The sequence below is a fragment of the Neoakkermansia glycaniphila genome (assembly GCF_900097105.1).
In the GTDB taxonomy this organism is placed as follows: Bacteria; Verrucomicrobiota; Verrucomicrobiia; order Verrucomicrobiales; family Akkermansiaceae; genus Akkermansia; species Akkermansia glycaniphila.
The window spans coordinates 2,562,520-2,578,976 of the sequence record NZ_LT629973.1; the positions used below are offsets into that span (position 1 = coordinate 2,562,520).

Here is a 16,457-nt window from a genome sequence, read left to right on the forward strand (position 1 = left end):
ATCAATTCATACTTACCAGAATGTAATTATACCTACAAACAATAGTTTACATATGAAAATTAGCATATTATATATCATTATGACAATTCTGTTAACAGGATGCTCCCCATATATGAAAGGTAATTTTCCACTTAATAAAAATAATTTAACCCAATTTTCTTTTTCTATCAATCAAGAGGGGCAAGGTACCATTAAGTGTTATCAGTATCATACTATATCAAGAGAACAAAAAAATGGCACAGTATCATCACGTTCTATATCATCAGAAAATTTGTTGTGGTTAAAAAACGATGTTGAAGGCTTGATCAAAGATAAAATTTTAACTTCAGACAAAAATGAATCGTCGTATTCGGATTTCCCTTCTCTAGAATTAAAAATATGTATTGGGGGGACTCCATATTTTTGTACCACAAAATATGTGTCGCCTGCAAATTCATCGAAACGATTATGCATGATTGAAAATAAAATTAATAAATCATTTAATTGTAATTGATTATTGTTTTAGGTGAATAGAGATGTGAGAGTGTTCTATTGGGACTACTAAGCAAGACGCAGTGTTCAATATCAATCGAAACAATGCGTTACTGGGTTGGCTTGATCTTATCACTGACATTCGATTCAGCCTGTGATGGCAAGGTTGATTTCCCTCCGCAAAACGACACATGGTACACGATCTCACGAAAAACGTCACCGAACTCTACAAGGCGGACGGCACAATCGCCACAGCGTACGACTACACCCCGTACGGCACCGTCACCGCCAGCGGCATCGACCAGCCCATCCAGTGGAGCAGCGAACACTACGACCCCGAACTAGCCCTCGTCTACTACAACTACAGACACTACAACCCCGCCGACGGCAGATGGATCAACAGGGATCCCATTGGGGAGCGAGAGCATCTGCATTTGTCTATCTACGTCAGAAATAATCCGTCGATGTTATATGATTTACATGGTTTGGAAACCACGGATGATGAGATGGCAAAAGCCTTGGAAGAGATTAGAGTTAAGATATCGGGAGAAGATGACATTGAAATTGACTGTAAAGGTGTAGAGAGTGCAAAGCAGGCTGCAAGAAATGTCATAGAAAAGTGGAATCCTGTTTCGATAAAAAACGATGTAGAATATGGGGGGCGAGTATGTGCATGTTGTGTGCGCAAAACAAAAAAATATCTATATATAACAACGCATGTTCAAGGTAAAAACGGCGAAGTGGAACCTGAGGACGCTCCTCCTTGTCCTTTTGGATATAGATTGGCCGGTATTTGGCATACCCATGGCAAAGCATCCAGTAAGGATCTATATGAAACGTTTTAGCCGCAATATATTATGAAAATTCATCAATTAGGTGTTCCTGGATATTTAGGTACTCCACCCGGGGCCATTTATACTCTTGACCCTAATAAAACGACAACTCCTCCAGAATTGAATAATCCTGGTACCCCAAAAACTGCTATCGTGTAAATGATATGATGAAAATATTTATTCTGAGTATATTGTTCTGCTCCTGCCTCTGGGGATCTCCCCAGAGGCAGGAGGATTATGCATGGAAGGCCATGGATGATATTGCGCGTTGTATTCCCCATCTCGAACAATTTTTGGAAAAAAGAAAAGGAAAGGAGGAGATTCGTGAAGATTGGGGGGAACATGTGGTTATGATAGATGCATTGCTTGCGGATCAACATGGTGAGGTTCAATATGTCAGGGATGATGGGGTCAGTAAGAAGAAAAAATATATGTATTCTCTGAATGGTGATGATCGGGATGTTGCTTTTGAACCCGGTGAAAGATACATCGCTTTTTATTTCGGTTATTGGCCGGATTCCGGGCCGTTCGATGGTGAAATGGTGTACCTTTGTCATGTCTCTACAGGTGAAGTCAAAGGTTTCTGGAGAACATGGTGAATATTTTGTAAAAAAGAAGATGAAATTATTGCCTTTATGCCTGTTGTTGGCGAATTGCCTATATGTATCGGCACAGGAACCGGAGGTGCAGTTCGATCCTTATATCAACCTTTCGGTGATCAAGCGTGCCATTCCCTTGGTGAAAGCTCATTTTGCCGAGAAGTGGCGTGAGCAACATAAGTCTGAGGTTTATTATAATGTCACGATTCGTACAGAAGAGATCCCATCGAGCGGCATCATTCGGTATGGTGATTCGCAAACGTTTGAGTGGCTCGAGTCATTGAAAAAGAAGGGAGAGTTTTTGCCTCTGATCGGCGGAGACCGGTATCTTGTTTTCCAAATCACGTCGTGGAGGAAAAAGGATAAGTCACAACTACCCGTTCTGGACGAATATATCGTTTATTTTTGCGATCTGAAGACGGGTGAGCCACTGGGATTGTTGAAATTGCAGTGATATTGTCGAAATCGGATTGAGTTGTCCGTGATTTGGTGTTAAAAGAAGCGGCATGGCTGGAGAATCGTATCATTCGTTTGTTCTGAAGTTGAGGCGTTTGTATCCCGAGCATCCGCTGCCCGGCCGCGAGGAGTATCGGGAGTGTTTGCGAAGTCTGGCTCCAATATCGTTCGCCTCTCCGGCTGTCGAGTTCAGCAGATATGTGTATGTTCGCCGTATGAGCTGGTGCGAATGTTCATGGGAAAGGGATCTTTTGCCATTGGAAGAGGATACGACGATTTTGCCGAATTATGTGCTTTCCGTTCCTTTTCTCCGGTATTATTTTCCGATGTGTTTGCATATTGCCATTGAGTATATTTCCGGCGTTTATGAAGCTGCGGAGTGCGGAAATATCGATTCATTTTTTGAGCGTACGTTGGATAGTATCATTGATCATGTGCATCTCCTTTCTTCTGATGAAAGAGAGTTGCTGCGGGAGTTCTGCAGCCTGATGGAAGAGAGCGATTATCTCGATTATCTTGATTATCCCTATCTTCGCCGTGCTCTGGATCCCGATGCGCCTCGTTTGCGGCGTATTGATTTTCGTCCGAACGAGAAAAGGAAGCCATGTTGTTGAGCCGTTCGTACGCAAGTCTGCGCAAACATGTTTGTTGGCTTGACTCCTGCATTCAGTCCCGGCATACTGGCTTTTCTACCCACTTTTTCAGATGAATGATCCTGTTGCCCGTTTGAAGGCTTTGTTTCCGGAGTACCCGTTGCCCGATGCGGAGTCGTATCGCGTTTGCATCCGTCTTTTTGCCTATCGGGTGTATGAGTCTCCGATCGTTGAGTTTTGCGAGTATGTCCACGCGCGCCGATTAAGCTGGTTCGAGTGTTCGTGGGAAGCCGATATTCTGCCGCTGGAAGAGGATACGACGATTTTGCCGTATCATGTTTTGATCACTCCTTTTCTCCGGTACTATATGCCGACATGTCTGCATGTGGCGATCAGGTATTTCCAAGGAGAATATGCTCGCAAAGATGTGGGCAATGTGAAGCTTTTTGTGGAGCGTACGCTGTTCATCATGGCTGCGTTTGAGATGTTGCTGAGTGACGAAGAGCGGCAGTTCATGGCTGATGCCGATGCGTTGTTTGCGGATAATGAATTGTATAAGGAGGCGAGGAAGGTTGCCGTTGCCTTCCGCGCATGGAAATGCGAGGGTTGATGTGCGGGGCGGGAGGCGGGTTTCAACCATTCAAGCATATGATATATGATGAAGGGGTTCTATGTTTTGCGTATGTTCAGGGATGATTGCCTGTTGTGTGGCAGGTGATGCCGGGGTGTCGGTGCCTGTGCGGCCTTGGTTGGACGCCGAATTGCGGGCCGGATATTTCCCTTTGTTGATGGAAGGGAGTTTTGGTTGGCGGTTTTCTCGATTGCCAACGATGATGCGGCGGAACAGGGCGTCGTTTATGGTCCGGAGGCTGGCAGGCGGGAGAGAGCAGCCAGTCTTCTGCGGGCGGAACCTTTCGAGGTTGACGTGCGGTCGCATTGACCTCATGTGCAGCGGAATGGTAGGATCGTTTTATGGGAAGCCGGAAGAGCTTGGTTTGGATGGGTGCGGCAGTTGTGGCTTCAGCTGCAGTGTATGGGTATGTCTACCTGTCCCGGACTATCCCGCAGGAGATCAGGGCGTTGCCATGGGCCACGCAGGTGAGCGGCGTCGAGCTGGAGGATGTGAGTCCGTCGTGGACGAATGGCGTGTATGCCGTTTATCGTATCGAGGGGGATTGTGAGATCAGCCGTGTTTATTGGCGGTGGAAGGATGATCGTTTCGAGTGCGAGATGTGATGCCGGGTTGTTTTGTCGATAGTTTTTGTTCCTATGTTGTTTGTTGAGATTTTGCTGGCTTTGTATGTGTTTTGGCGCGGGGTGTGGCCTTTGCGGCTGCGGTGGCCGTGGAAGGCGGCTGTTTCCGCCGTGCTGCTGGTGGCGGCATTCAAGTTCCATGTGTTGTATCTGTTCGGCGGTCCGAAGTTTTTTGCTCCGGATGTGCCGGGGGCGGTGCAGTCGGCGGCGACGTGGATGTTTACCTCGTTGCTGTTTTTCTTTTTCCTGCTGCTGGCGGCGGATGCGGTGCGCGGGGTGTGGCTGCTGGTGCGGATTTGCCGGAGGAGGAAGGCGCCGGAGGGTATCTGCAAGATCGGTAACCGGGTGAATCTTGTTCTTCTGGCGCTGGCCCTGTGCGCGGCGACATTCGGGATGGTGGAGGGGAGCCGTGTGCCTGAGTTGCGGGAGAAGCCGGTGTTCGTGAGTCGTCTCCCGGAGGAGTTTGAAGGGATGTCGGTGGCGGTGCTGGCCGATTTGCATGTGGATCATACGACGTCTCCCGACCACATCCGGGAGATTGTGCGGCGGACGAATGCCGCGTGTCCGGATATGGTGGTGATTGTCGGCGATTTTGTGGACGGTTCGATTGAGGATTGCCGGGAGGCGGTTCAGCCGCTGGCGGATTTGAAGGCGCGGTTCGGCGTGTTCGGCGTGCCGGGCAATCACGAGTATTATTCCGGCTACCGGGAATGGATGGGGCATTTGTCCCGCATGGGGATCAGGATGCTGTGCAATGGGCGTGTGCCTCTTGATGGAGGGAAGTTCGTCGTGGCCGGGGTGACCGATCCGATGGCATCGCGGAGCGGGGAGGATTTTCCCGATGCCCACAAGGCTCTGGAAGGATGCGGAGATGATGTTTTCAAGCTGATTCTTGTGCACCAGCCGCGCCTGGCGGCGGATTCGGCGGCACAGGGAGCCTGTTTGCAGATTTCCGGGCATACGCATGGCGGGCTGATGCCGGGGGTGGATCGCCTGATCGCGGCATTCAATGAAGGGTATGTTTCGGGGAATTATCAGGTGGGGCCGATGGTGCTGCATGTATCGAACGGGACGTGTATCTGGAACGGTTTTCCGGTGCGGATCGGGGTGCCTTCCGAGATCGGTTTGCTGCGCCTTTACCGGAAGAAGTGACGGTTGCTTCCGGTGCGGCATGGCCGGATGACAGGTTTGCGGGTAGAGGTTTCCGGTGAAACGGGGTATGATGGCGTCATGTTCGGATTGCGTTTTCCGTTTTTGTGTTTTCTGTGTGTTTTGTGCTGTGTGGCGGGGTTTGCGCCCGCGAAAGATGCCCGGGCGGCTGCGGGCGATGGCAGGATTCTTTTCATCGGCAACAGTTTTACCTATTTCAATCAGATGCCGCTGATGCTGCAGGGGCTGGCGCAGGCATCCGGCATTCCGCTGACGTGCCGCATGCAGGCGGAAGGCGCTGCGACGCTGCAATCCCACTGGGATAATCCGGGGCAGGGGAAGAGCCGCCTTGAGAGTGGTTCGTGGCGTTATGTGGTGCTGCAGGAGCAGAGTTCCACTCCGGTGGGCCGGGCGGATGCGATGAAGAAGTATGCCGGGTTGTTCGGGAAGCTGATCCGGGAGAAGGGGGCGATTCCCGTGCTGTTCGTGACTTGGGGATACCGCGAGGAGAAGGCATCAGGAGGCGTGAACGGCGAGATGCAGAAGATTCTGACGCTGGAGTATGCCCGGCGCGCTGAAGAGACGGGTGCGCTTCTGGTGCCGGTGGGGCCTGCCTGGGCCGCCTGTATGCGGTTGCATCCGAAGGCGAATTTGTATCTGGAGGATGGTCAGCATCCGAGTGCACTCGGCAGTTATCTGACGGCCTGTGTGTTTTATGCGACTTTGTTCCGCAAGTCGCCCGTCGGATTGCCCGGTACGATGGCTGCTGGCAAGCATGTGGTTTGCGATATTCCGGCGGCCCAGGCCCGCGCGCTGCAGCAGGTGGCGTGGGAGACGAGCCGGACGTTCGACGGCAGGAAGTTTTTGGAGGCGTACGCGGCAGAGCAGTCGCGCATTGTGAGCAAGGAGGAGCTTAAGCCGAAGTTGACGCGGGATTTGACGTATGATGCGCTGGTGGCCATGATCGGAAAACCGACTCATGCCAATGCGGAGGGGCGAACGTACCAGTTCGGGTTGCGCAATCGTGTGATGCTGCTGGCTGTGTTTTCGCCGGAGATGAAGCTGCAATCCGCCAGTTTTCATTCGGAGGAGGGCGGCGGTTCGGAGAGGGTGGAGGTGAAGTGATCCTGCCGAAACAAGCCATGCACAGGCGGGAACCGTCTGTGCATGGTAGCGTTGCCGCCTCATCGAGGCGAAGATGTAGCGAACCGGGAGTTACTGTTTCCAGTGTTTTTTGATGGTGCGTGCCATACGCTCTCCGAGGTTCATGATGCCGAAGGTACCGAGGTGCAGGTAATCGTCCGGCAGGGGGGAGCGGAAGTCTTCCGCACGCATTTGAAGGTTGTCTGCATCGACGACGAAGGCCCCGGGAATGGAGAACGGTGTGCCGGCATCCTGCGAGAGGTGGCGCTGCGCCTCGCGAACGACATCGCGGCCGGGATAGTTGGGCAGGTTTTTGGGCAAGACGGTGCCGTACACGAAGAACATGTCCGGAGCGCCCGTGTCTTTGCGAACCTGCGCGATGAAGTTTGCCAGATTGGCGCTGTACGCGTTCGAATTCTCCATGCCGGAGCGTTTGTGGGCGTCGGCTTCTCCCTGCTGCCAGACCATGGCGCGGATGGTGGGGGTGTGGCCTTGCTTGCGGAGTTCCGCCATGCCTTTGTTGACGGTTTCCATGAATTTGGCGTATTCGGCTCCGCGCTGCTGGCCCGGCCTGTTGCCCGGGTTCCATTGCTGGTAGAGGTTGGAGCCGGAAAGGGCGTGTTTGATGAGGGCTATTTTCCTGTTCGGAAGGAGTTTGTGCAGTTCCGTGCCGAGCGTGAGTTCCACCCCGAAGCGGTCGAGGGATTCGGAGGCAGGGCAGAGCGGTTTCCATTGTTCGGAGCCCTGTCCTTTGTTGGTGCCTTTCGAGTAGTAGATTTGCACATCGGGATCGGTTTTGAATTGCGAGGGGATGTTGCGAACGTAGGCCTGCCCGGTGGCATTGGATTGCCCTCCGATCAGGACGATGTCGATATCATCGGCGAAGGAGGGAAGGATGCCCGTGCAGGCAAGGAGAAAGTGAAGGAGTTTTTTCATGGCGGTCGTGATCCGTTCGGATGGGTTCGATTGATACATACGGTGGATGGGCGACGAAAATTTCGCAGAGTAGTATTTTTTATGGGTATACTTATCTATCCTGAACAATCATGGGTTGACATTGGCATCAAATTTGAGTATAATTCTTTCAGATTTGATTTCAAATCGTCACCTTGGCTCTTGGAACTGTAGAATTCTTCTTATCCACATCTCTCCTTTTTTTATTCAAAATGAAAGGAATTAAGGAAATGTTGAAAGTGATTATAAATGTAGTTTTAATTGTATTAAATTGGACAATCAATATGATGACTGGAGGAACAGGGGTTATGGAGAAGTGTTGGGAAAGAGGCTAGTTCCAAAGAGTCAGGATCACCCTGGAGGTTAATAGCCTCCCTTCTCCATCAATCCTCTTTTTATGAAATATTCGTAGCAGAGGAAATACAGATCCAATATTGATAACCCATATCTTTGACAGGGGATTCCTTGGTTCTTGAGCTGTTTTTGCTCGACCAGCCGAACCGGCAAATGTTAACATGCGGGCATGACGGACAGGTTGCCTGGCGTGGAGTTTTTGGGGTGGGAGAAGCCTGCGGCGGAAGCGGTGGCAGAACGTTTGCTGGAGATCGGACGACAGGAGGCGCTGGCATTGAGTCGATGTGCCGTTGTCGTGCCGACGAAGGAATCCGGCAGGCGGTTGCGTGCTCTTCTGGCAGAGAGGTCGGATTCCAAAGCTTTGTTGTCGCCCCGGGTGATGCTGCCGGGGCAGCTGGTGGAAGCTGGTGGGGATGGTGTGGCGGACGAGGTGGCTGAGCTGGCTGCATGGACCGCCGTGTTGATGGATGCGGATGCGGAGAGTTTTTCCCGCTTGTTTCCGGTCGTGCCGGAAGCGGGCCGCGAGGAATGGGCGGTCGGGCTGGCTGCACGCCTGATGAAGGTGCGGCGCGAGCTGGCGGATCACGAATGCGATTGTGCGGCTGTGCGCGAAGCTTTGCAGGCTTCCTTCGGAGGGGAAGACGGTTTGGATATGTGGGTGGATGATGAAGCCGAGCGTTGGCTGGATCTCGAGAAGCTGGCTGAGCGGGTGGATGCCATGCTGCGCCGCTGGGAGCTGCAGCCCCCTCACGAAGCGAGGGCTGCCATGGCCGGGAATGCCTGCCGCCGGGAGGGTGTCGAGCGCCTGATCGTGGCTTGCGTGCCGGAACTTCCGTTTGTGCTGCGCCGTTGCCTGCAGGAATTGGCACGGGCATGCCGTGTGGACATCTGGGTGCATGCTCCGGCGGAGCTGGCCGGCTGGTTCGATGCCTTCGGGGTGCCGCTGGAGGGGTGGAATACGCGTGATGCAGGAGTACCGGACAGCATGATCCATGTGGCGGCAGAGGAACGGGGTATGGCTGCCGGGTGCCTTCGCGTGATGTCTGCCATGCCGGAAGCGGAATTGCAGGATGTGGCCCTCGGTGCCTGCGACGATCGTTTTGTGGCGGCGCTGTGTACGCAATTCGGCGATGCCGGGTGGCCCGTGTACCGGCCTGAGGGGCGGGCGTTGTCCGCTTCCGGCTGGGGACTGCTGATGGAATCTCTGGATCGGGCGCTGGATGGCGGGGGGAGGTGCGAGCCGTTTGAAGCGTTGCTGCGCTCGCCGTTGGTAGCAAGGGCCTTCGGTGTTCGCTCCCTGTATGGCGTGTGCCGTCTGCTGGATGAGGTGCGCCGGACCCGCTTTCCTGCGAACGCGGAGGATTTGCCTGTTGCGCTGGAAGCTATGGGGCGAGAGGGGGCGGAGGCCGATCTTGCGGCCTGCCTGTCGGCGGCGGATTATGCCCGCAAGGTGGGTGACTGGCTGGCACGGTTGGGGCGTGACGGTTCGTTCGCCTTCGCCATGCTGTCCCTGCTGGATGCCTTGTCGGGAGCGGTGCTGCCCCATTTGCCGGAATACGGCATGATGGAGAAGCTGCGCCGAGCGTTGGAGACTCTGCGCCGCCTGCAAACGCGCCGGGGTGTTTTTGCAGCCAGCCGGGTGGCCCTGCATGTGCTGATGAGCTGGTCTCGGGGCGTAGCTGCCGTGGAGAGGAACCGGGAGGAGTTTGCTCTTGATGCGCTCGGCTGGATGGAATTGGCATACAGCCGTGAACGGAATGTGCTGGTGACCGGGTTCCATGAAGGCCGCGTGCCGGATGTGGAGGTGGAGGATGCCTTTTTGCCGGACAGGCTGCGCCGCGTACTCGGCTGGGAAGACAGCCGGCTGCGTACGGCCCGGGATGCCTTCCTCCTCGCCTCTCTGCTGGAACCGAGACGTGCGGTGGGGTGTGTGCATTTTTTCGTGGCGCGGCAGGATCCGGAGCGCAATCCCGTGCAGCCGTCGTCCCTGCTGCTTCGCTGTTCGGATGAAGAACTTCCGGCGCGTGTGCGCCTGTTGTTCGAGACGATGGAGGCCGTGTCCCGCCCCCGTCCGTTCGAACGCGGCGGCTGGCATCTGTGTGCGGGGCAGGAACGCATGCCGGATGATGGCCGGAATATGGAACACATCTCCATGCTGGATGCCGCCGCATCCAGCCGCTGGGCCGATGCATCCCGGCCTTTTTCCCCGAGCCTGCTGGCGCGGTTCCTGCGCTGCCCGCTCAGGTTCTGGTTGCGGGAGCTTTTCGGCATCGATCCGGACAAGGATTATCCCGACAGGAAACGCGCCATGGAGTTCAATGAATACGGTACTCTCGTGCATGGCGTGCTGGAGGATTTCGTGGCGGAATTTCCAGCTCTCCGAGGTGGTCTTGATGAGCGGGGAATGGCTCGCCGTATTCTGGAGATGCTCGACCGTCGCTTCGCATCCTCGTACGGTGAACGGCCCCTTGCCCCGCTGATGATTCAAAAGCGGCTCGCGGCGAGAAGTCTGGAAAGCTTCTCCGCCCGGCACCTGAAGGATCTGCAGGAAGGCTGGGAGAATGTGGGCCGGGAAGCGGAATTTCTCTGGACGATGGAACAGGGCGTGCATCTGAAGATTCGCATCGACCGTATCGACAGGCATGCCGACGGGCGTATCCGCATCATCGATTACAAGACGGGCAAGGCGATGCCCTGCGAGGACAAGCATTTGGAAGCCCTGAAGGAGGATGCCTCCATCCGGTTCCACCATCTTTTGCCCATGCTGCCTCTTGTGGCGCGCGAGCGCAAGGGCAGGGAGGAGCTGTGCCGCTGGAAGGAGTTGCAATTGCCCCTGTATGCACTGGCCGTGATGGAAAGCGGGCGGTACGGCTGCACGCGGCAGCCGGAGACCTGCTACTACAACCTGCCGCGCCAGCGGGGCGGCGTTACCGTTGAGGCGTGGGTGCCCGATGAATCGCTGATGGACAGTGTGCGGCAATGGACGCGGGAAACGGCCCTGATGATTCGCGAAGGCCGGTGCCTGTATTCGGCCGAAGATCTGGGGCTTTCCCCGTATGACGATGAGATCATGAACGCTCTGGCTCCCGACTCGCTGCGGGCGATGCTGGATTTGCCCCAACCCGCCTTTCCGAACCTTGCCGATTGATTTGCCATGAATGCCGATGAACAGCCGGACAATGTCCGCGTGACCAGTACTCTGATTTCCGCTTCGGCCGGAACAGGGAAAACGTACCAGCTCTCCCTGCGTTTCATCTCCCTGCTGGCTCTCGGAGCCCAGCCGGAAGCCATGGCCGCCATCACCTTCACCCGCAAGGCGGCGGGGGAATTCGCCGATCGCATCCTGCGCGACCTCGCCGCTGGGGCGGATTCCCCGCAAGGTGCGGCATCCCTGAGGCTTCGTATTCTCGGCATGTGGCAGGGCAAGCCCGGTTTCCCGGGGCTGAGTCCGCTGGCAGATGAAAGCCGCCATCCGCTGACGCAGGAACGCTTTCGCCGTTTGTTGCGGCGCTTGATCGATGCTCTGGGCAGATTGCGCCTCAGCACCATCGACAGCCTTTTCGCCAGCCTCGTCCGCATGTCTTCTTTCGAGCTGGGGCTCAGCGATGTGCGCATGGTGGACGAATCCGCCCGGGAGCAGGAGCGTGCGAATGCCCTCGAATTCCTGTACATGAGCTTTCAGGAGGATGAAGACTCCATGAATGAATTTCTGGACCGCTTCTCCGCAATGACGCAGGAAGGCGAACGCTCTGACATGGAAACGACGCTGCAAAATGTCGTCGCTTCCTATCATAGCGCCTACCTCGAAACGCCGGATCCTGAAGCATGGGGCAATCTGGAAGCCTTCGGCATCTCTCTCGAAGCTGCCGGCGAACCGTTGCCCGATACGTATTGGAAAGACAGGGCCGCCCTCATCGAAACCCTGCTGCCGCAGGCGAACATTGCCCGGAAAAATGTCATGAACGGCTATGAATCCGTTCTGCGCAAACTGCAAAGCGACTCATGGGATCTGAGCAGTATCAAAACGATCGAGCAGGACAGCGCGCTTCCCCACAGCGGCGAGGAAAACGAAGCATACCTGCGCCTCAAGGGAGTGGTACGCGAACTGATTGCCGCGACGGAGCGGGAAGCCATGCGGAAGGTGCGGGACAAATCACGCGCTCTGCCGCAAATCCTCGCCCGGTACGAAGAAGTGTACCGCGAACGCGTCCGCAGCCGCGGACTGTACGACTTCGACGACATTACCCGTTCGCTGCCTGACGTGCTGGGGTCGAACGGGGCGCCGTCTGTTCTCGCCTACCGCATGGATGGCCGCATTCGGCACTGGATGCTCGACGAATTTCAGGATACCTCCCTCGTGCAATGGAACGGCCTCCGCACCTTTCTTGAAGAAGTGGCGACCGATGCCGCGATGGGCGACAACCGCAGTGCCTCGCGCAGCCTCTTCGTCGTCGGCGACGTCAAGCAAAGCATCTACGGCTGGCGCGGCGGCGAACCCCGCCTGTTCCGCGCCCTGCAGGCCGAATCCCCGTGGCAGGACGCCTTGCAGGCCTGCTCCATGGCGACCTCCTACCGCTCATCCTCCGTCGTGCTGGACTTCGTCAACGCCGTCTTCGGCTACACCGGGGCAGAGAAACATCGGGCTGCCGAACCTGCGGCAGGCGGGCGCGAACGGCCGGGCTACCTCGAAGTGTACCGCCTGGCCAAAGGAAAGGCCGATGAAACCATGCTCATGGCATGCGAAACCGTGGGAGACATTCTGCGGAGCATGCCCTTGAAAACGAGTGGCATGAGCTGTGCCATCCTGCTGCGCAAAAAGTCCGAAGTGGATGCCATGTGCGGCTGGATACGCTCGAACCTGCCGGGCATTCATGTGGAATCCCTTGCCGAAACCAGTGTGGGCATCGACTCCCCGCTGGGCATGACCCTGCTGCAACTCTTCCGCTGGCTGAGGCACCCCGGCAACGAATATGCGGTCGCACTCGTTGCACGTTCGCCGCTCGGCAAGACCGTCTTCGGGGAACGCAACCGCAACGAGGCATGGACTTACTGGAACCGGCTGGCCGAAACGGAAGGCTGTGCCGCCGTCCTGCGCCATCTGCGCGACGGACTCGCCAACGGCGGCCCCGGATTGTTGTCGACCTACCACCGCGACCGCCTCGACATTTGGATGAACGATGCGGAAAGCTTCGACGTGCAGGGAGGTTCTCTCGAAGACTGGATACGGCGCATGCAATCTCGCTCGCAAACGGCCAATCCGCCGAAAAGTTTTGTCCATGTAATGACCGTGCACAAATCCAAGGGCTTGGAATATGATGCCGTCATCCTGCCGTTGCTCGACAAGAAAGCCTTTGACGACCAGTCGCGGCTGGATTACTTCAAGGCGCTCGATTCTTCCGGCCGTATGAACGGTTTCCTCTTCGCTCCTCCCAAGGCTGTGCGCGAACGCTATCACCAGCTGCAGCCGTACATCGAAGAGTGGTCGGAAAAACAAAGGCAGGAAGGCAGAAACCTGCTCTATGTCGCCCTGACGCGGGCTGCCCACGCCAACTACATCATCGTACCCAATAAACCGTCTTCCGGAACATCCGGCGGAATGGTCCTTGCCGGAATCGAAGCTGCGACGGGCATGCCGCCTGAAAACGATGGGGCAAGCGTCGAACTGATTCATACCGCCGGAGACCGGGCATGGTATGCCGGACTTGCTTCCCCAGAAGAGGAACCCGTGGAAGAGACGATTCGTCCGTTGCCGCCGCCCCCACGGCGTTACGAACGCCGCAGCCCCTCCATCCGGCCGGATGAAGATGAAATCGGCCGCCCTGCCGAAACGGCGGAGAATGCGGAAGAACGCCGCCGCATTTTGGAATTCGGCCATGAAGTGCATGCCGTCTTCGAACGTATCCTCTGGTGGAACCCCGTCGAAAAGCCGGAATGGGCGGCCAACCCGGCCACCGACGCCGAACGCCTCGTCCTGCAATGCATGGACGAACCGGCAATCGCCCGCTCATTTGCCGAAGAACCCGGTGCTATTGTCCTGAGGGAACAGAGGCTGGAAGCCATCGTTGGGCAAGAATGGATATCTTCCGTCATCGACAGGCTCATCATCCATCCGGACAAAACCGCAACCGTCATTGACTACAAAACGAACCGCAATGCTTCTGAACAGGAATTGAGGAATCGTTATGCGGAACAAATGGGCCTGTACCGGAAACTGGTTGCCATGGCTTTGCAACTGCCGGGCGGCGAAAGCGGCGTTTCGGCATTCCTCCTCTCCACGGACTTGAAACGGCTGATTCCGATGTAACCGGAAAACAAGGCGGAGCAGGGCACGTGGCGCGGCGCAACGCATCCGAATACGCTTGACACCGTAGGGAGGCCGGGGTACCCTGTCGCGCATGAAACCGAGCTGTGCGTTGAGCGTACTTGCCCTGTTGAGCGTGGCCCCTGTGGCGCACGCCGTGGATGTCGTCATGAGCGGAGGACCGGCCTTGTCTTCAAAAGAAAACCTGCGTGAAAAAGGTGTCGCCCATGACAAATGGTGGGCCAACTTCATTCGGGCGGCCACCGTCCGGATTGCCTTGATTCAGGCGAAAAATCCGGATGCGAAAATCACATGGATCGTTTACCGCACCGGCTACGAACGCCGCGGCAAGGAAGACGGTAAACCCTATGTACAGTGGATCAATGACCTGGCGAAAAAATACAAAGTCAAACTCGTCTGGGTCAGCAGTGGAGAAGGCGCCATCAAAGCCCTCAACAACGCGCCGCGCGGCGGAGAGAAAGTGGATTCTTTCTACTACTTCGGCCACTCCAACCTCTACGCTTTCATGCTCGACTACGGCAACGACATTCAGGCAGCCTCGACCGCGTGGATTCATGAGTCCGAACTCGGACAGATCGATCGCAACATCTTTGCGCCGAATGCGGACTGCTGGAGCTTCGGTTGCTACACCGGCATGAGCATGTCCTACTGGTGGAAACAGACCCTCGGCCTGCCGCTGAACGGCAATCTGGATTCGACCCAGTACGGCCCCGTTTCCAACGGCTACCTGCCGAAAGGAAACGGCAGATGGGTCAAAGGCGACCGGTACGGAGGCTGAACAGGAAAAAACGGCTTTTTCCTCGGCATGGGATAAAAAAAACTTGTCGAATGCAGGTAAAGCGCGTATAAAATCTTCACCACTTTATGTGGGGCATTAGCTCAGTTGGTAGAGCGCTTCGTTCGCAATGAAGAGGTCAGGAGTTCGAGCCTCCTATGCTCCACCAGATTTCCAACGCCGCAAGTAATTGATTATCAATTCTTGCGGCGTTCTGGTATCCGGATTATGCACCACAAAATGCGACACACGCTGTCCGAATTACGTCCGTTTTCTGATGGATTTGTATGACACAAACAGCCCGGGATTCCGGGGTTTAGAGGAAACGAAGAGCCGCAAAAACGGTGTTTGAGAGGCTTTGAAAGGGGAGGGATGGCATGAAAACGCCCTTTCCCGCCAACAACAGGAAAGGGCCGCATACATCCCCGCAGCACGCCGTCAGTCCGAAGGCGGCAGCCCGACGAGCCGGTTGTACTCGGCATTCACCTCGCGATGCCGGGCATGGCTCGTATCGTGCATCGCCTCGAAATCCGGGTCGGCGGGATCGGTCAGCATCCGGTGGGCCTTCTCCGGATTGGACTGCGGAGTCGTCTTCGGCCCGCTCACCAGCGGCTTCTCGCCGGTGGCCTGCATCAGGGCGTGGAGCAGGCGGTACCCCTTCGGACTTTGCAGCGGGGCCATATCCTCCGGCGTCAGACCGGACTTCGCCATGATCTTGCCGGAAAACCGCTTCACCGCCTGCATATTCACCTGAAAATCCTTTCCCCAGTCGTCGCGCAGCTCCTGCGTGGAAGCGGCGATATTCCGCTGCTCCGCCTCCTGCATGGCCGAGATGACGCCGGAGACATACTTCCCGGCAGCCTTGCCATCCAGCCCGGAAGCCTGCGCCTGTTCCGTCAGAAGAGACTTGAACTCCTCCGTCGCCTCGAAATCCTCCGGCAATTCAAGCACATAGGGCGCCTCCTCCTCGGCAGCCTCCTCTTCAGGAGAAACCTCATCTCCATCCCCTTCCTCTTCCGGGGCAGCCGCCGCCAGCGAAAAATCCACCTCCTCGCCCTTCGGCACAGCGGCGGGCGGTGTTGCCAATTCACCAGCCGGAGCCGCCGCCTTTGCGGGCATCCCTCCGGTTTCAGTTACTGCCGGAGCAGCATCCTTGCCCCCCTCGTCGGGAAACTCTTCTACTTCCGCGCGGCAAAGGCGCGTGTACGGATTGTGTAATGCGATATTCATGTTCTTATTCTTCCTGTTCTGTCGTTGGTTGTTTATTGTTCCTGTACTGCGCGATCTCATGCCGGAGCCAGAGCACCACCTCCCGTTGCCCGTCGCGCAACGCGGCGGCGATGGGATCGGGGGCGATGCGATGGCCGGTAGCCGGATCGCGCGTCTGGTAGCACGGGAGATTCGTCTCGAACTCCGCCTCCAGGTACGCCAGCGTCTCCTCGTCGATATGGGCGGCGAGGTGTTCGCGGCGTTGCGCGATGCGGAGCCTGTAGGCCCGTTCGAGATCATCGGTATCCTGTATCGTATTCATATGGATGGTCTGTCAAAAACTGT

General features: G+C 56.0%; 16 protein-coding genes and 1 tRNA gene. 14 read left to right on the forward strand and 3 right to left on the reverse strand.

Translation table 11 applies throughout. The annotated features are described in order from the left end of the window. The first annotated feature begins 79 nt into the window (after positions 1 to 79). The 10 genes from PYTT_RS13445 (at position 80) to PYTT_RS10795 (ending at position 6,480) form a co-directional block, all read left to right on the forward strand. The gene (locus PYTT_RS13445) at positions 80 to 493 is read left to right on the forward strand and encodes a hypothetical protein (protein ID WP_141675650.1); all 414 of its coding nucleotides are present in this window, start codon (positions 80 to 82) and stop codon (positions 491 to 493) included. 169 nt (positions 494 to 662) lie between these two features. Further along, positions 663 to 1,316 (forward strand): RHS repeat-associated core domain-containing protein, encoded by a 654-nt coding sequence (locus tag PYTT_RS10750; RefSeq protein WP_067771903.1) that lies wholly within the window; start codon positions 663 to 665, stop codon positions 1,314 to 1,316. A 12-nt stretch (positions 1,317 to 1,328) separates the two neighbouring features. Then, positions 1,329 to 1,463 carry a hypothetical protein gene (locus PYTT_RS13865; protein ID WP_281241760.1) on the forward strand — a complete coding sequence of 45 codons (135 nt, stop codon included), beginning with the start codon at positions 1,329 to 1,331 and terminating at the stop codon, positions 1,461 to 1,463. A gap of 5 nt (positions 1,464 to 1,468) precedes the next feature. Beyond that, on the forward strand, positions 1,469 to 1,903 hold the full coding sequence (locus PYTT_RS13450) for a hypothetical protein (RefSeq protein ID WP_141675651.1): 435 nt from the start codon (positions 1,469 to 1,471) through the stop codon (positions 1,901 to 1,903). Further along, positions 1,860 to 2,357: a hypothetical protein gene (locus tag PYTT_RS10760; RefSeq protein ID WP_067771909.1), complete on the forward strand. Its 498-nt coding sequence runs from the start codon at positions 1,860 to 1,862 to the stop codon at positions 2,355 to 2,357. The genes PYTT_RS13450 and PYTT_RS10760 overlap by 44 nt, the downstream gene beginning before the upstream one ends. Before the next feature lie 52 nt (positions 2,358 to 2,409). Next, positions 2,410 to 2,973 carry a hypothetical protein gene (locus PYTT_RS13455; RefSeq protein WP_176712468.1) on the forward strand — a complete coding sequence of 188 codons (564 nt, stop codon included), beginning with the start codon at positions 2,410 to 2,412 and terminating at the stop codon, positions 2,971 to 2,973. 91 nt (positions 2,974 to 3,064) lie between these two features. Beyond that, on the forward strand, positions 3,065 to 3,562 hold the full coding sequence (locus PYTT_RS10775) for a hypothetical protein (protein ID WP_067771919.1): 498 nt from the start codon (positions 3,065 to 3,067) through the stop codon (positions 3,560 to 3,562). A gap of 404 nt (positions 3,563 to 3,966) precedes the next feature. Next, on the forward strand, positions 3,967 to 4,188 hold the full coding sequence (locus tag PYTT_RS10785) for a hypothetical protein (protein ID WP_141675653.1): 222 nt from the start codon (positions 3,967 to 3,969) through the stop codon (positions 4,186 to 4,188). A gap of 33 nt (positions 4,189 to 4,221) precedes the next feature. Next, the gene (locus PYTT_RS10790; RefSeq protein WP_067771927.1) at positions 4,222 to 5,358 is read left to right on the forward strand and encodes a metallophosphoesterase; all 1,137 of its coding nucleotides are present in this window, start codon (positions 4,222 to 4,224) and stop codon (positions 5,356 to 5,358) included. Positions 5,359 to 5,436: 78 nt separating this feature from the next. Further along, positions 5,437 to 6,480: an SGNH/GDSL hydrolase family protein gene (locus PYTT_RS10795; protein WP_141675654.1), complete on the forward strand. Its 1,044-nt coding sequence runs from the start codon at positions 5,437 to 5,439 to the stop codon at positions 6,478 to 6,480. A gap of 90 nt (positions 6,481 to 6,570) precedes the next feature. Here PYTT_RS10795 and PYTT_RS10800 read toward each other — a convergent pair whose 3' ends face one another. Beyond that, complete coding sequence (locus tag PYTT_RS10800; RefSeq protein WP_067771996.1) at positions 6,571 to 7,434, reverse strand: sialate O-acetylesterase; 864 nt, start codon at positions 7,432 to 7,434, stop codon at positions 6,571 to 6,573. 541 nt (positions 7,435 to 7,975) lie between these two features. Between PYTT_RS10800 and PYTT_RS10810 the strand changes: the two genes are divergently transcribed. From PYTT_RS10810 to PYTT_RS10825, 4 genes are all read left to right on the forward strand, one after another. Then, positions 7,976 to 10,954, forward strand: coding sequence for a PD-(D/E)XK nuclease family protein (locus PYTT_RS10810; RefSeq protein ID WP_141675655.1), 2,979 nt, complete (start codon positions 7,976 to 7,978; stop codon positions 10,952 to 10,954). Between the two features lie 6 nt (positions 10,955 to 10,960). Next, positions 10,961 to 14,110 carry a UvrD-helicase domain-containing protein gene (locus tag PYTT_RS10815; RefSeq protein WP_067771935.1) on the forward strand — a complete coding sequence of 1,050 codons (3,150 nt, stop codon included), beginning with the start codon at positions 10,961 to 10,963 and terminating at the stop codon, positions 14,108 to 14,110. Between the two features lie 91 nt (positions 14,111 to 14,201). Beyond that, positions 14,202 to 14,906, forward strand: coding sequence for a hypothetical protein (locus PYTT_RS10820; RefSeq protein ID WP_067771938.1), 705 nt, complete (start codon positions 14,202 to 14,204; stop codon positions 14,904 to 14,906). Positions 14,907 to 14,996: 90 nt separating this feature from the next. Continuing rightward, positions 14,997 to 15,072, forward strand: a tRNA-Ala gene (locus PYTT_RS10825). Positions 15,073 to 15,341: 269 nt separating this feature from the next. Here PYTT_RS10825 and PYTT_RS10830 read toward each other — a convergent pair. Both PYTT_RS10830 and PYTT_RS10835 read right to left on the reverse strand, forming a co-directional pair. After that, positions 15,342 to 16,133 carry a hypothetical protein gene (locus PYTT_RS10830; protein ID WP_071133471.1) on the reverse strand — a complete coding sequence of 264 codons (792 nt, stop codon included), beginning with the start codon at positions 16,131 to 16,133 and terminating at the stop codon, positions 15,342 to 15,344. Positions 16,134 to 16,137: 4 nt separating this feature from the next. Beyond that, a complete protein-coding gene (locus PYTT_RS10835; protein WP_067771944.1) occupies positions 16,138 to 16,434 on the reverse strand; it encodes a hypothetical protein in 297 nt (98 codons plus the stop codon). Positions 16,435 to 16,457 lie beyond the last annotated feature (23 nt).